15 protein-coding genes are annotated in these 15,365 nt (G+C 41.3%); 7 read left to right on the top strand and 8 right to left on the bottom strand.

Going from position 1 to position 15,365, the window contains the following annotated elements:
- Positions 1 to 199: 199 nt before the first annotated feature.
- Positions 200 to 1,369 carry a proline dehydrogenase family protein gene (locus HY063_05430; GenBank protein ID MBI3501218.1) on the top strand — a complete coding sequence of 390 codons (1,170 nt, stop codon included), beginning with the start codon at positions 200 to 202 and terminating at the stop codon, positions 1,367 to 1,369.
- 15 nt (positions 1,370 to 1,384) lie between these two features.
- On the opposite strand, the gene HY063_05425 is transcribed toward HY063_05430, so the two are convergent.
- The 5 genes from HY063_05425 to HY063_05405 form a co-directional block, all read right to left on the bottom strand.
- Positions 1,385 to 1,792 (bottom strand): DUF4258 domain-containing protein, encoded by a 408-nt coding sequence (locus HY063_05425; GenBank protein MBI3501217.1) that lies wholly within the window; start codon positions 1,790 to 1,792, stop codon positions 1,385 to 1,387.
- Between the two features lie 88 nt (positions 1,793 to 1,880).
- The gene (locus tag HY063_05420) at positions 1,881 to 3,098 is read right to left on the bottom strand and encodes an alanine dehydrogenase (protein ID MBI3501216.1); all 1,218 of its coding nucleotides are present in this window, start codon (positions 3,096 to 3,098) and stop codon (positions 1,881 to 1,883) included.
- Positions 3,099 to 3,274: 176 nt separating this feature from the next.
- Positions 3,275 to 3,688 carry a tRNA (adenosine(37)-N6)-threonylcarbamoyltransferase complex ATPase subunit type 1 TsaE gene (gene tsaE, locus HY063_05415; protein MBI3501215.1) on the bottom strand — a complete coding sequence of 138 codons (414 nt, stop codon included), beginning with the start codon at positions 3,686 to 3,688 and terminating at the stop codon, positions 3,275 to 3,277.
- A gap of 8 nt (positions 3,689 to 3,696) precedes the next feature.
- Positions 3,697 to 4,071, bottom strand: coding sequence for a DUF1987 domain-containing protein (locus tag HY063_05410; protein ID MBI3501214.1), 375 nt, complete (start codon positions 4,069 to 4,071; stop codon positions 3,697 to 3,699).
- Between the two features lie 93 nt (positions 4,072 to 4,164).
- Positions 4,165 to 5,715 carry a PglZ domain-containing protein gene (locus HY063_05405; GenBank protein MBI3501213.1) on the bottom strand — a complete coding sequence of 517 codons (1,551 nt, stop codon included), beginning with the start codon at positions 5,713 to 5,715 and terminating at the stop codon, positions 4,165 to 4,167.
- Positions 5,716 to 5,871: 156 nt separating this feature from the next.
- Here HY063_05405 and HY063_05400 point away from each other — a divergent pair, with 156 nt between their 5' ends.
- From HY063_05400 to lpxA, 4 genes are all read left to right on the top strand, one after another.
- Entirely contained in the window at positions 5,872 to 7,095 is a 1,224-nt protein-coding gene (locus tag HY063_05400; GenBank protein ID MBI3501212.1) for an HD domain-containing protein, read from the top strand.
- Positions 7,096 to 7,179: 84 nt separating this feature from the next.
- The gene (gene lpxD, locus HY063_05395) at positions 7,180 to 8,640 is read left to right on the top strand and encodes a UDP-3-O-(3-hydroxymyristoyl)glucosamine N-acyltransferase (protein MBI3501211.1); all 1,461 of its coding nucleotides are present in this window, start codon (positions 7,180 to 7,182) and stop codon (positions 8,638 to 8,640) included.
- 84 nt (positions 8,641 to 8,724) lie between these two features.
- Positions 8,725 to 10,191: a bifunctional UDP-3-O-[3-hydroxymyristoyl] N-acetylglucosamine deacetylase/3-hydroxyacyl-ACP dehydratase gene (locus tag HY063_05390; protein MBI3501210.1), complete on the top strand. Its 1,467-nt coding sequence runs from the start codon at positions 8,725 to 8,727 to the stop codon at positions 10,189 to 10,191.
- A 265-nt stretch (positions 10,192 to 10,456) separates the two neighbouring features.
- Positions 10,457 to 11,236: an acyl-ACP--UDP-N-acetylglucosamine O-acyltransferase gene (gene lpxA, locus HY063_05385; GenBank protein ID MBI3501209.1), complete on the top strand. Its 780-nt coding sequence runs from the start codon at positions 10,457 to 10,459 to the stop codon at positions 11,234 to 11,236.
- Here the strand turns inward: lpxA and HY063_05380 are convergent.
- Both HY063_05380 and HY063_05375 read right to left on the bottom strand, forming a co-directional pair.
- Positions 11,226 to 12,428 carry a T9SS type A sorting domain-containing protein gene (locus HY063_05380; protein MBI3501208.1) on the bottom strand — a complete coding sequence of 401 codons (1,203 nt, stop codon included), beginning with the start codon at positions 12,426 to 12,428 and terminating at the stop codon, positions 11,226 to 11,228. The genes lpxA and HY063_05380 overlap by 11 nt on opposite strands.
- A gap of 70 nt (positions 12,429 to 12,498) precedes the next feature.
- The gene (locus HY063_05375; protein MBI3501207.1) at positions 12,499 to 13,272 is read right to left on the bottom strand and encodes a hypothetical protein; all 774 of its coding nucleotides are present in this window, start codon (positions 13,270 to 13,272) and stop codon (positions 12,499 to 12,501) included.
- Between the two features lie 22 nt (positions 13,273 to 13,294).
- On the opposite strand from HY063_05375, the gene HY063_05370 reads away from it, so the two are divergent.
- Positions 13,295 to 13,621 (top strand): methyl-accepting chemotaxis protein, encoded by a 327-nt coding sequence (locus HY063_05370; protein ID MBI3501206.1) that lies wholly within the window; start codon positions 13,295 to 13,297, stop codon positions 13,619 to 13,621.
- A gap of 108 nt (positions 13,622 to 13,729) precedes the next feature.
- On the opposite strand, the gene HY063_05365 is transcribed toward HY063_05370, so the two are convergent.
- Positions 13,730 to 13,993 (bottom strand): helix-turn-helix transcriptional regulator, encoded by a 264-nt coding sequence (locus tag HY063_05365; protein MBI3501205.1) that lies wholly within the window; start codon positions 13,991 to 13,993, stop codon positions 13,730 to 13,732.
- A gap of 356 nt (positions 13,994 to 14,349) precedes the next feature.
- On the opposite strand from HY063_05365, the gene HY063_05360 reads away from it, so the two are divergent.
- The coding region (locus HY063_05360) for a hypothetical protein (GenBank protein MBI3501204.1) at positions 14,350 to 15,365 on the top strand (1,016 nt) is incomplete at its 3' end.

The following is a 15,365-nucleotide window of genomic DNA, read 5'->3' as shown; positions in this document are numbered from 1 at the left end:
TTTTTCTCCCTTCAGGGACGGGGCAAACAAAAAACCCCTCGCGATTTCTCGGGAGGGGCTGTTATGCCTTTGATAAAATGATTTTATCCCTCCCTTTTCGAAGCAGGATAAAACCAAAAATATGTTTGTGTTAATTTCATTCCAGGCAAAGGTAGAAAGTTTTTTGAGCGGGCAAAAAATTTATATTCGCAAACCATTTATGCCAGTCTCCTTCGATAACACTGAAATTGCTTTTTCATCTCAGACCGATTCTGATCTCAGGCGTTCGTATTGGCTTTTCGAATTGGTGAGCAGTCCAATGGTAGTGAGCATCGGCAAGTGGCTTACAGATATCGCGCTTGCGATTCACTTCCCAATTAAATGGATTATCAAGCCCACCATCTTCCGCCAGTTTTGCGGAGGAGAAACGGTGGCGGAATCAAAAAAAGCAGTCGAACAACTTGGGAAGTTCAATATAAAATCCATTCTTGATTATTCGGTGGAAGGCAACCACAGTGAAAAAGATTTTGATCAGTGCGCGGATGAAATTATTTCCATCATCAACGAGGGAAAAAAAAATAAGAACATCGGCTTTTCTGTTTTCAAACCAACAGGCGTGGCAAGGTTTGCGCTTCTCGAAAAAGTCAGCGAAGGAAAATCTGTTCTGACAGAAATCGAGAAAAGAGAATTTGACCGCGTGCACGAACGCTTCAATCGAATATGCAAAGCATCTTTTAACGCAGGCATTCCTGTTTTTGTAGATGCCGAAGAAAGCTGGATTCAAAAAGCCGTAGATAATCTAGTAAACGAAATGATGTCTTTATATAATAAGGAAAAGGCAATTGTGTACAATACTTTTCAGATGTACCGCAGAGACCGCCTCGAATATTTGATAGATTGTTTTCTGCAAGCGAAAAGCAAAAATTATTTTCTCGGAGCAAAACTCGTGCGTGGCGCCTATATGGAAAAAGAAAGAGCGCGCGCGGAGAAAATGAATTATCCCTCGCCCATCAACGATTCAAAAGATGCCACTGATTCTTTTTATGATGGCGCGCTTCGCTTCTGCATGGAGCATTTGGACAGAATTTCTTTTTGCTGTGCCTCGCACAATGAAAAAAGTTCAATGCTTGTGGTGAACCAGATGAAAGAAAAAAATTTTCCGAACAATCATCCGAATATTTTTTTCTCGCAACTCCTCGGCATGAGCAACCATATTTCTTATAATCTTGCTTCTGAAGGATACAATGTTTCCAAGTATGTTCCTTACGGACCTGTGCGTGATGTTATTCCATATCTCATCAGGCGCGCACAGGAAAACACTTCGGTGAAAGGGCAAACTTCAAGAGAGTTGAGTTTGATTTTGAAAGAGAGGGAAAGAAGGCGACACTAATTTCACGAAGGAACACTAATTGCATTCACACGAATCTTTTTTTGAATCGAGATTAATTGCCGTCACCACTTTTGTTGTGAGCGTATCGCACGAAGAAAAAACGATTCGTTCATTTTTACCTGCGGAAGTTTTTCCATCAAACGCATAAGAAGGACAAGGTGAATCATGCGGATGGCTTTCAGAAAAATTCACGCTTCCTTTTTTCAGAATTTCTTTTACTTCTTCTTCGGTGATGTTCCGGCATTTCATTCTGCATTTGGCGTGTTCCGAATAAATCAAATTTCCTTTGAGCATCTGCTCTTTGATTCTGTTTTCAGGAAGCCAATAACTTCTGTTTTTTCCACGGAGAAGAATAAAATAAACCAAGACGCATCCAATCAGAAAACCAAAAAGGTAAAGGCGTATTCTTTTTCCGGTGGTCATTAGTTCTACTAAATACTAATCTGTACGAATGTACTAATTGTTGCCTGTTTTGATTGGTATATTGGTACGAATTGGTATTTGGTAGGAATTAAAACGCGGCCAGCAAAAGATTGATATCCTTCGAAGGAATTCTGAAAATATCTCCTAGGTGTTTGTTGGTGAGCATTCCGTTGTAGATATAAATTCCTTTTCGGAAACCTAAATCCTGTTTCAGCATGCGGTCAACGCTTCCGTATTCGGCAATGTTCATCAGGAGCGGACCGAAAATAGTGCTGAACGCATACGATGCCGTGCGCGAAACACGCGAAGCCACATTCGGAACGCAGTAATGAATTACTCCGTGCTTGCGGAAAACCGGCTGCGTGTGATTTGTTACCTGCGAAGTTTCAAAACATCCGCCTTCGTCAATGCTGATGTCTACAATCACCGAACCGTTCTTCATTTCTTTCACCATTTCTTCCGAAACAACAAGAGGAGTTCTTCCCTTTGTTGCGCGGATGGCTCCGATGGCAACATCAGCAGTGCGCAAATGTTTTTGCAAAACTTTCGGCTGAATCACGGAGGTAAAAATTCTTCTGCCGAGCGCATTTTGGATTCTTCTTAATTTATAAAGAGAGTTGTCAAAAACTTTTACCGATGCGCCCAATCCAATTGCAGCGCGTGCGGCAAATTCTCCCACCGTTCCTGCGCCAAGAATTACAACTTCCGTAGGAGAAATTCCTGAAATGCCACCGAGAATTAATCCGGGACCATTGTTCACGTTGCTTAAATATTCTGCGGCAATGAGAATGGATGCGCCTCCGGCAATTTCTCCCATGGCACGGATGACAGGAAAAATTCCTTCCTTGTCCTGAATCCATCCGTAAGCAATGGCTGTTATTTTTTTATTCATCAGCGCACGCACAAACGTATCGGACTGAATGGAGAGTTGAAGCGTGGAAAGCAAAATCTGGTATTGTTTCATCATCTCTATTTCTTTTGCAGAGGGCGGAGCAACTTTTAAAATAATATCTGCCTTGTAAATTTCCTCGGCTGAATAAGCAATCTTTGCGCCCGCTTCGGAATAATCAGTATCGGAAAAGTTAGATGCTTTGCCTGCGTTGGTTTCAACAACTACCCTGTGCCCGTTATTCACCAGCACGCCCACTGCATCGGGCACCAGCGCCACGCGGTTTTCCTGAAAAGAAATTTCGCGGGGAATTCCTATGTACAAACTGCTTTTCTTTGTGCCTACTTCGAGCATTTCTTCCTGCGGAAGCAGCACGCTGATGGGTATGTTTTTAGAAGGAGTAGATTTTTCTTTCATAGTTAAATTTCACGGATGCGAACGGATAATCGAAGATACGAATCAAATCTCAAATAACAAGCATCAAATAACAAATAAGCACCAATTTCTAAATCCGAAATTCGAAACAGTTTTGAATTTGGAAATTGGTTCTTGGGATTTAGTTGGAGTTTGTTTTTTGTAATTTGGAATTTATTCTACTCAATAGTTATGATGCGTTCTCCTCCTTTAAGTGCAATTCTGATTTTGATTACATCGTTAGGCAAGAGATGTTCCATTTTCTCCGGCCACTCGGTGAAACAATAATTTCCGCTGAAGAGATATTCTTCGTAACCGATGTCGAAAATTTCATTTTCATTTTTCAAACGATACAAATCAAAATGAAATATTTTTTCCCCTTCTGAAGTTTGGTATTCGTTCACCAGTGCAAAGGTGGGACTGCTTCCTGAATCTGTTACGCCTAACTGCCTGCAGATTTCTTTTATTAATGTGGTTTTTCCTGCGCCCAATTCTCCATAGAAGCAAAAAATCTTTTTATCCTGAGCAAAATCTAAAATTGATTTTGAAACTTGCGGAAGTTCAGAGATATTTTTTAGAAAAATAGTTTGCATCTCCTGTGTTAGTACGGGAGAAATTGAAAATCCAAATCAGTAGAACTTTCGTATGCTTCTCCTATTTCTTTCAATTCTTCATCGTCTTCTTCAAAAAACCAGATGACTCTAACCGCATTTCCTTTCTCGCGAATTGCGTCAAGAACTTTGAAAACATCGGAAAAACATTTGCGCGAAGATGAATTGAAGTATTCCATTTTAAAGGAACATTCTGTTTGGGAGGCAGGACTCAGCGCATATTGCTCAAGCCATTTTATAATTGGTATAAAAAATTTCTTGGCATCTTCGGGAAGAGACCTTCCTTCAAAAATAAATTTCCCTGTTTCGGCAACGAGAGAAACTGAGAGCAGGTGTTCGGTGGGTTCTATAATCAGTGGTTCCATTTATTCATAGAAAAAAAGCAACTGTTTGGAATTACTAAGATACTTTTTTCTCAGAACCTGCAAATCTTGTCTTTACTGAAGGGGAGAATTAAATTATTTCGCAGTCAGCGTTACAAACGGAATAATCATTTCCTCCAGCGAAATTCCTCCGTGCTGAATAGTGTTGCGGTAATACTGCACGTAGTGATTGTAGTTGTTCGGGTAAGCAAAAAATTTATCCTGCTTCGCAAAAATATAAGTTGTACTCACATTTATTCTCGGGAGAAAAGCATCGTCCGGATTTTTTATTTCCAGCACATCGCGTTTTTCGTAACTCAAACTTTTTCCCTGCTTGTAGCGAAGATTTGTGGATGTGTTTCTGTCTCCCACCACTTTTGACGGCTCGGTTACGCGAATGCTTCCATGGTCGGTGGTGATGATGAGCGTTCCTTTTTTGCTGGCGATTTGTTTAAGTATATCGTGAAGCGGTGAATGCTCGAACCACGAAAGCGTGAGCGAGCGGTAAGCTGATTCGTGCGGTGCAAGTTCGCGGATGATTTCCATTTCGGTGCGCGCGTGCGAGAGCATATCCACAAAATTATAAACGATGACGTTTAATTTATTTTGCATCAGGTTAGAAATATTATCCGCCAGTTTTTTCCCTTCGTTGATGTTCAGAATTTTATGATAAGAATGTTTCACATCCTTTCCCCAGCGTTTTAATTGCGCTGCCATAAACTCGGCTTCAAACTGGTTCTTGCTTCCTTCATCTTCTTCGTTGCGCCATAAATCAGGACGAAGTTTTTCAATTTCGCTTGGCATCAAGCCCGCGAACAAGGCATTGCGCGCGAATTGTGTTACGGTAGGAAGAATGCTGTAGTAAAGCGATTCTTCCTGCACGTTGAAGAGTTCTGAAATTCTCGGCTGAATTATTTTCCATTGGTCATAGCGCAAATTGTCAATCACTACCAGAAAAACATTTTCCTTTTTCTCAAGAAGAGGAACTAATTTATTTTTCAGAACGGTGTGCGATTGAAGCGGAGGATTATTTTTTCCGTGAAGCCATTCAATATAATTTGCGTCAATAAATTTACTGAATGCAGAATTCGCTTCCGACTTTTGCATAGAAAGCATATCCGACATGCTTTCGTCACCTGATTTTTCGAGTTCAAGTTCCCAGAAAACTAATTTCTTGTAAACTTCTTTCCACGCTTCTGAATCCAGATGACCGCTGAAAGACATTCCAATCTGGCGGAACTCCTGCATGTAACCCGAACTTGTTTTCTCCGATACAAGCCGTTTGTTCTCCAGAATTTTTTTCAGCGAAATAAGAATTTGATTTGGATTCACCGGTTTGATTAAGTAGTCAGAAATTTTTGAACCGATGGCATTTTCCATAATCGCTTCTTCTTCGCTTTTGGTAATCATCACCACCGGCAAATCAGCGCGCGAGTTTTTTATGCGCGTGAGCGTTTCAATTCCGCTGAGCCCGGGCATTTGTTCATCGAGGAAAACAATATCGAACGGTTCGGCTTTTATCATTCCAATTGCTTCATCACCGCTCTTGGCGGTTTTTACTTCGTAACCTTTTTCCTGCAGGAAAAGAATGTGTGGCTTCAGCAAATCAATTTCATCGTCCGCCCAGAGAATGTTTACCTTGTTCATAATGTAAAGTTAGTTAATAATGATTTCCGGAACGATGATGTTGCGGGAATATTGGAAGAATGGAAGATTGGATGTTCGGTGCTCCCTCCTTCCAACATTCCAGTATTCCATCCTTCCATTCTGTTATCTTTGCGATTCGAATTTCTATTGTAAATCATGCCATCAAAGAAGCAGATAATTTTCAATGATCCCATTTACGGTTTCATTACTGTTCCCGATCCGTTGATTCATAAAATAATAAACCACCCTTATTTTTTACGGTTGCAGCGGATTCGGCAATTGGGTTTGACGAGTTTGGTTTATCCTGGTGCTTTGCATACACGCTTTCAGCACGCGATGGGTGCAATGCACCTCACTTCGAAAGCGATTGAAACACTTCGTTCAAAGGAAATCGAAATTACAAAAGAAGAAGAGCGCGGAGTTTTGATTGCTGTTTTACTTCATGATATCGGACACGGACCTTTTTCGCACGCGCTGGAAAATAGTATTGTAGAAAATATTTCTCACGAGGATATTTCAAAATTATTTCTGGAAAAACTGAACAAAGAATTCGAAGGAGAACTTTCTGTGGCGAAAGAAATTTTCACGAACACTTATAAAAAGAAATTTCTTCACCAGTTAGTTTCCTCGCAATTGGATATGGATAGATTGGATTATTTAAACCGCGACAGTTTTTTCACAGGCGTTACCGAAGGTGTAATCAGTTCCGACCGCATTATAAAAATGCTGAACGTGAAAAATGATGAGTTAGTTGTGGAAGCGAAGGGAATTTATTCCGTAGAAAAATTTATTATCGCAAGGCGATTGATGTACTGGGAAGTGTATTTGCATAAAACTGTTTTGAGCGCGGAGTTTTTGCTCGTGAAAATTCTTCAGCGGGCAAAAGAACTGACAGGAAAAAAGAAAAAACTTTTCTGCACTCCTGCTTTTGAAACTTTCCTTTATAACACAATTAATAAAAAAAATATTTCTTTACATCTCGATGATTTTTCTTTGCTCGATGATTCGGATATTTTTGCGACTTTGAAAGCATGGATGAACTGTGATGATTTTATTCTATCAACTCTTTGCGATATGCTCGTGAACCGCAAACTTTATAAAGTGATTATCCAAAACGAACCGTTTGATGAAAAACAAGTAAGCGAGTTGAAAAAGAAAGTTCAGAAAAAATATAAGTTAAGTGAAAAAGAAACGGAATACTTTGTCTTTTCACATGCAGTGACGAATGATGCTTACCGCCCGGATAAAATCCGAATTAATATTCTTTACAAAGACGGAAAGATTGCCGACATTGCCAAAGCCAGCGACCAGGAATATATTTCTGCGTTGCAGAAAACCGTGAAGAAATATTTTTTGTGTTTTCCGAAGGAATTTACTTAGAATTACATTTTTTCTCTTAATAATTCCTCTCTTTATTCTTGCTCATAGCAATTATATTTCTCTAAATTTGTCCAACTCTTAGAAATGGAATATAAAGCCAGCCAAATCGCACAGTTGCTTAATGGCAAAGTAGAAGGAAACCCCGATGCTGTGGTTAACTCGCTTTCAAAAATTGAAGAAGGAAAATCCGGCTCGCTTTCGTTTCTCAGCAATCCCGCTTACAATTCTTATTTATATACTACGGATGCAACGGTGGTAATAGTGAACAAAGATTTTTCTGCCGAACAGCCACTCAAAAAAACCTGCACGCTTATCCGCGTGGAAGATTCGCGCGTGGCGTTTGGAAAACTTTTGGAAATGTATCAGCAGGTGAAAAATAATAAAACCGGCATTGAGCAGTTTGCAACCATTGCAAAATCGGCAACGCTTGGAAAAGATATTTACATAGGAGCATCGGCATACGTAGGCGAGAATGTGAAAATTGGAAATAATGTGAAACTCTATCCAAATGTTTTTGTCGGAGATAATTCCGTGATTGGAGATAACACAACTGTTTATTCCGGAGTAAAAATTTATTCCGACACTCACATTGGAAAGCACTGCACCATTCATGCGGGCGTTGTAATCGGTAGTGATGGTTTTGGTTTCGCATCAAACAATGACAATTATAAAATTGTTCATCTCGGAAATGTAATTATCGAAGATAATGTGGAGATTGGTTCCAACACTACGATTGATAAAGCAACGCTTGGTTCCACTATTATCCGCAAAGGCGCTAAGCTCGACAACTTAATTCAAATCGGACACAACGCGGAGATTGGAGAGAACACAATCATTGTTGCGCAAACCGGAGTTGCCGGCTCAACAAAAGTCGGCAGGAACTGCATCATTGGCGGACAGGTTGGAATTGTGGGGCACATCACCATTGCTGACGGAACTAAAATTGCCGCACAATCCGGAATTGGAAATACCATCAAGGAAGAAAATACAACTGTTCAGGGTTCGCCTGCTTTTTCCATAGGAGAATATAAGAGGTCATATGTTCTGTTTAAGAATTTACCTGATATACAAAAAACCATTCAGGAATTGCAAAAGATTGTTTCAAATGCTAATATACAAATTGATACTAATGAAACGAATAATACAAATGACAATACGAATGGAGAAGAAAAATTAATTTATCCTGAACTTTCTTATTCTATTGTTGGGATTTGTTACGATGTACATAATAAAGTAGGAAGATACTCCCGTGAGAAACAGTATTGCGATGCGATTGAAGACAAACTAAAAGAAGTTAATATTCCATATATCCGGGAATATCCTATTGGAAAATCAGGGAATAGAGTTGATTTTTTAATAGATGATAAAATTGTTTTAGAAGCAAAAACAAAAGATGTTGTGACTAAAGAAGATTACTTTCAGTCACAGCGATATCTTCAAAGTGCAGATAAAAGATTGTGTTTACTTGTAAATTTCAGAGCAGAATATGTAAGACCGGTTCGTATTGTGCAGATAGAAACGGACGTGAGAAAGAAGTTTTTGTAATATTTGCTTTTTGTATTTATTTGTATAGTTGTTATTAGTAGGATTAGTTTCATTGGCATCCATTCGTATATTCGCATTTTAATAATGAAACAACGCACCATCAAAACTCCAGTTACCGTATCAGGAGTAGGGCTTCATACCGGAGAAAAAGTTTCTCTCACCTTCAAACCCGCTTCTGAAAATCACTGGTATAAATTTCAGCGGGTGGATTTGCCGAACAAACCCATCATTGATGCAGATGCGGATAATGTTATATCCACCGACCACGGAACAACGCTCGAGCAAAACGGAGCGCGAGTTCACACAACAGAACACGTTCTTGCCGCGCTGGTGGGAATGGAAATAGATAATTGCCTCATTGAAGTTACCGGCCCTGAAATTCCAATCATGAACGGAAGTTCCATGCCTTTCATCGAAGCGCTGGAAAAAGCAGGCGCGGTAGAACAAAATGCAGAGCGTGTTTACTTCGAACTGAAATCAATTCTCACGTACGAAGATAATGCAAAGCACGTGGAAATGCTCGCAGTTCCGCAGGAAGAATTTCGTTTAACAGTGATGGTGGATTATAATTCAGAAGTTCTCGGAACGCAGCACGCACATATATATAAGGTAGGCGAATTCAAAACTGAAATTGCAAAATGCAGAACTTTTGTTTTCCTTCACGAACTCGAAACGCTTCTTCAGCATAATTTAATCAAGGGCGGAGATCTGGATAACGCGATTGTGCTTGTGGATAAACCTGTGCCCGATGCAGACCTTGCCCATCTTCGAAAAGTTTTTAATAAACCAAATGTGGAAGTGAAGGGAAAAGGAATTTTAAATAATACCACTCTTCATTTTTACAATGAGCCAGCGCGCCACAAACTTTTAGATATTGTTGGTGACCTATCTCTGGTTGGAGCGCCAATTAAAGCGCATATTCTTGCCGCCCGCCCGGGTCATGCTGGAAATGTTTCCTTCGCGAAAAAAATAAAAGAGCTGATTAAAAAAGAAAAAGAAGCAGAAACATTCAAGTCGGCATCCGTTGCACCGCTCGTCCGAAAAACGGAAGTTCCGAAGTTTGATGTGAACAAAGTTTTATTCGACATCAATGAGATTATGAAAATACTTCCGCACCGCGAACCCTTTCTACTCATAGATAAAATTCTTGAACTCACTCCCACGCACGTAGTGGGCGTGAAAAATGTTTCGATGAACGAAGATTTTTTCCGCGGTCATTTTCCCGGAAACCCCGTAATGCCCGGAGTTCTTCTGGTGGAAGCCATGGCGCAAACAGGAGGAGTGCTTGTTCTGAAAACAGTTCCCGACCCCGAAAATTATCTCACTTACTTTTTGAAAATTGAAGAAGCAAAATTCAAGAACAAAGTGCTGCCGGGCGATACGGTGGTTTTTGACCTTCATCTTCTTGAGCCCATCCGCAGGGGACTTTGCCGCATGAGCGGTATTGCGTATGTGAATGACAAGCCGGTGATGGAAGCCATTATGCTCGCGCAGATAATCAGAGTGAAGAGCGCTCCTTCGGCTGCTGCTGTTCCTGTGAACTCCAATTAAAATCTAATGCCAATATACTAATTGATACTAATGAAACAAATAATACAAATGAATACTAATAACTTATTCGCATATTAGTATGATTAGTTTCATTAGTACGCATTTGTATATTCGCATTTCATAGTTCACTCCAATTAAAATCTAATGCCAATATACAAATGCGTACTAATGAAACGAATAATACGAATGACACTGGCTCATTTGTATATTAGTATTTTGAATTAGTATCATTGGTATACATTAGTATATTAGCATCATATTTTTTATGATTTCTCCCAATTCATCTGTACATAAAGACGCCAAACTCGGAAAGAACGTAACCGTTTCTCCTTTCGCTGTAATTAATTCCAATGTGGAAGTTGGCGAAGGAACCTGGATTGGCCCGCATGTTACGCTGATGGAAGGAGCCCGCATCGGGAAGAACTGCCGCATTTTTCCCGGTGCAGTGATTTCCGCCATTCCGCAGGATTTAAAATTCACCGGTGAAGAAACCACCGTTGAAATTGGCGATGGCACCACCATTCGCGAGTTTGTTACCGTGAACCGCGGAACAAAAGACCGGATGAAAACTTCTGTCGGAAGCAATTGTTTGCTGATGGCGTATGTGCACATAGCGCACGATTGTGAAATAGGTAACAATGTAATTCTCGCTAACTCGGTAAATCTGGCAGGACATATTAACATTGATGACTGGGCAATTCTTGAAGGGCTTGTTGCAGTTCAGCAATTTGTTCGTGTGGGAGCGCATTCGTTTGTAACCGGTGGTTCGCTCGTCCGGAAAAATGTTCCGCCCTTTGTGAAAGCCGCACGCGAGCCGCTTTCTTATATCGGAGTAAACTCGGTGGGCTTGAGGCGGAGAGGTTTTTCTCCCGAACGTATTTTACAGATTGAAGATATTTACCGCACCATTTATGTGCGCGGCTATAATGTTTCCAACGCGCTGAACATTGTGGAGCACGAAGCCCCTTCTTCTTCCGAAAAGGAACTCATCGTAAAGTTTATCCGCGAATCGAAGGATGGAATTATCAGGGGAATTACTGCGTGATTACTATTTTCTTGTTGGCAGTTCCTCGCTCTGTTTTTAGTTGTAAAAAATAAATTCCACTGGGCGCTTCGCGCAAATCAATTTCGGATTTGTTTGAATTTATTATAGAGGAATAAATTTTTTCTCCCTGCATATTATAAATAGAAATTTCTCCTTTTGTTATTTCAGAACTCAAATTGAATTTTCCGTTTGTTGGATTTGGATAAACTGAAATTAAATTATCAAGATTGATTTCATTTACGCTTAATGCGCCTGCGTCATACATATAAAAATCCTGAAAGCGACTACCCGTATTTGAATTTTCCCCTGTGCCCAGATATCCTTTGTTGCCTATAGAAAATCCGATGGCAGAACCTCGTGCGGTTCCGGGAAAAGAAGCCATCATCGTCCATGAATCCAAACTCGGGTCGTACATCCAAAAATCCGAATAATAATTAGTCGTATATAATCCAGTGCCTATAAATCCTTTTGTGCCAATGGAAAATCCCACTGTGTTAGTTCTGAAACCGCCTCCGAAGTTCGCTTTCTGCGCCCATGAATTTGTGTTAGGATTATATTGCCAGAAATCCTCCAGCGCAGTGTTTCCGCCACCGGGACCAATGTATCCCATTCCATTTATAGAAAAGCCCCTTGCATCGCTCCGGCCCGGACCTGTAAAATTTGCTTTTGCAGTCCATGTATTACCGGAAGGATTGTATTGATAGAATTCAGTTGTAAAATTATAACTTGTGTCTTCGCCCAGACCCGCGTATCCTAAATTGGCTATTGAAAATCCAACCAGACCTATTCTTGAATTTCCCGGATAGTTCGCTTTCTGCGTCCATGTATTTCCGGTAGGATCATATTCCCACAAATCCTTAAACTTTGTGCTGATGTTTTCTCCCATTCCAATGTATCCTTTTGTAGCAGTGGAAAAACTAATGGCTTCATATCTTGCAAGCGAACCGCTTGTGCCGATGTCCGCCATCTGCGTCCATGTGTCTCCCGTAGGATCATATTGCCATAAATCTCTTTTGTAGGTATTGCTGATGTCCCATCCTGTGCCGACATATCCTTTTGTACCGATGGAAAAAGCAACAGCATTAGTCCGGTAGGTATCGCCAAAGTTGGCTTTTTGCGTCCATGTGTTTTGCTGCGCATTTGCAATTGTTCCTGCAAGAGCAAATAAAATAATTGTGTAAAGTTTTTTCATCGTGATTTATTTGTTTAAACAAAAATAAAAAATCCCGCCTTGCAAAAAGCAAAACGGGGATTTTTTTTCCTCACCCCATCACAATCGCATACCGTATGCTCCAGGGTCCGCTCTTTTCGTTGTGGTGAATGTCGAACCATCTAAAGAAGATGTATAAAGTTCCGCCTGTTCCGTTCATGTTGAACTCTGAAAAGTCCTTTCGGAAAAGCGCTTTGGTGGAAATATCCTGACGCGGACAATCGCGCGGAGTGGCGGGCGGAGTTGAGGGTTGCGGGTTCGGAGTTGCAGAAGGAGCGGCAAGCGGATTGGCAATAAACATAAAAGCCATCTGCACCACCTTGTCTTGTGGCGTGCCTCCTTTGGTGGAGTGTTCTTCGAGCGTGCAGTGAAATTCTTCCACGCAACTGCCCAAATTTTTATAGGTGGCAAAGCACTGCTGAACGGTTTGCGATGCAGCCGTTTTGGTGGCGTCTGCCACAGGCAGAATGCCAATGCTGGTACGCTGCGCCACCGTGAGTTCGGTGTGATATAAAACATACGCCTTGTTGAAAGGGCGGAAGGTTTCTTTCAGAAATTTTTTCTTATCGTCATTAAACTGCTTTACATCGCTGGTGTTGCGGTTATTTTTCACCTTCACCTTGTTCCAGTCGGCAGTGAGGGCGGTGATTTTCGGCACTATCACTCCGTTCCAGCGGTTCACCATGCGGGGATAAAACCAGGGTTCTCCATCGGGCGCGTTGTTGCCAATGAGGGATTGAACTTGGGTTTGATAATTGCCGAGCCAATCCATGAAAGGCGCGTCTTTGGTTGGAATGGTGCTTTTTGATTTTTTTGTTGCTGCCATGGTAATTAAGGATTAAGGATTTATGATTAAGGATTTAGCATTAAAACAGAGGAAAATAAAATTTAAACAGGGGCGAACAGCCCATGAGGTTGCAACTTCTTGCCGTGAGGTTGCAACTTCTTTGCGTGAGGTTGCAACTTCTTTGCGTGAGGTTGCAACTTTTTCCCATGAGGTTGCAGTTTCTTTCCGCGAGGTTGCAACTTCTTTCCGCGAGGTTGCAATTTCTTTCCGCGAGGTTGCAACTTCTTCCCGCGAGGTTGCAACTTCTTCCCGCGAGGTTGCAACTTCTTCCCGCGAGGTTGCAATTTCTTCCCGCGAGGTTGCAACTTTAGTTCGGGAAAAGACCTGAATAATCGGTAAGCGGCTCTGCTTTCGTCTTCCCCTCCTGACGAGGCGTTTCAAAGCATTGAAAATAAACTTTGCTGCCTCGGCAAGGAGGCGCAATCGGGGGTGTATTTTATTCATTGAACAAAGCCGGATTAAATACAGCAATATGTTTCTTGCGTAATTTTTTCAGATAAGAGTCGATAGTTGCGCAGGTGACATTTATTTTTCCGTTCTCTAGTTTTGATACATACCTGCCTTCAACATCTAATATATCTCCGAATTCTTCCTGAGACAATCCTTTCGCTTTTCTCAACCGCCTAAGAAACTTTCCGAAACATTTGCTTGCTGTTTGCATTGCCTGCGCTGAAAATTTTTTTGCAGGTAAAGTGAACACAATTAATTCAGATAACGGCAACCCCAATGGGGATACAAGAAAAGAGGAAGGAGAAAAGTTTATTTATACAAACCGATTCAAATTATATTGAAACAAATCAGGTTTGCGAAACTTGATTTCACCGATGAACCCTGCTAAATACCAATTCATACCAATATACCAATCCAAAACAGGCAGCAATTAGTACATTAGTAAAGATTGGTATTTAGTAGGAGTAATTATGATTTTCTGAAACCTAACTACCTTCGGTATATATTACCCGATTGGACATCTTAGAATCTTAAATTTCAGTGAAAAGTTTTTTTGCTTTTTCAGTTTTCATAGTTCATCTTTGTCTATTCTTTAAAATCACCCCCATGAAAAAAGTATTTATTCTTTGCGCTCTGTTCTTTTCCTGCTGCTTTGCGCAAGCGCAGTACACCATTACTCAAAAAGCAAATGTTCCCTCTACCAGCCGCCACCACGCAGCCGGTTTTGACATTAACGGCATGGGCTATTTGGGAACCGGCATGGATGATAACGGAAACAACCTGAATGACTGGTGGCTCTATAACCCCGCCACCGATGCATGGACTCAGAAAAATAATATTCCCATGGCTGCCCGCAGTTATTGCGGAAGTTTTTCCATAGGCGGCAAGGGCTATATCACCTGCGGAAATACTTCTTCGAGTTATCTGAGTTCCCTCTGGGAATATGACCCAGCGGCTGATTCGTGGACGCAGAAAACCTCTTTTCCGGGCGCAGCCCGAAGGCATCCGTGCATGGCGGTAATCAATGGCGAAGCATACGTGGGCTGCGGTGACGGCTCTGGCGGAAATTACAATGACTTTTACAAGTACAATCCCACCACCGATTCATGGACGGCTATTACACCTTTCATGGGAACAAAACGGCATCACCCCGTAGCGGTGGCGCTCAACGGAAAAATGTATGTGGGCTGCGGGCATGATTTGAACGGAGTCAAGTGCAATGATTTTTATTGCTACGACCCTGCCGGAAATTCATGGTCGCAGATTGCAAGCATTCCCGGCATCGGGCGCATTGCTCCCTTCGGCATTGTGCTCAACAATACAATGGTGGTGGGCTGGGGAGCCGATGAAGGCACCACCAACTATTCCGATTATTTCAGTTACAATGAAACAGCAAACACATGGAATTCCTACAACTTCACAGCAAATGTTCCGCTCTTTGCTTCCGTGTTTTTTACAATTAACGGAAAAGGATACGTGGGCTCAGGAACGTATGCGGGCTGGTGTGAAAATGAATTTTATGAATTCACCGATGCATCTACCAGCGTTGAAACATTAAACAACAACGTTGCAGTAACTGTTTTTCCGAATCCTTCTAACGGTCAGTTTACAGTTTATGGTTT

The organism is Bacteroidota bacterium (assembly GCA_016195025.1).
Lineage (GTDB): Bacteria > Bacteroidota > Bacteroidia > Palsa-948 > Palsa-948 > Palsa-948.
The sequence above is the reverse complement of the archived record's forward strand: the minus strand, read 5'-3'. Positions and strand labels throughout refer to the sequence as shown.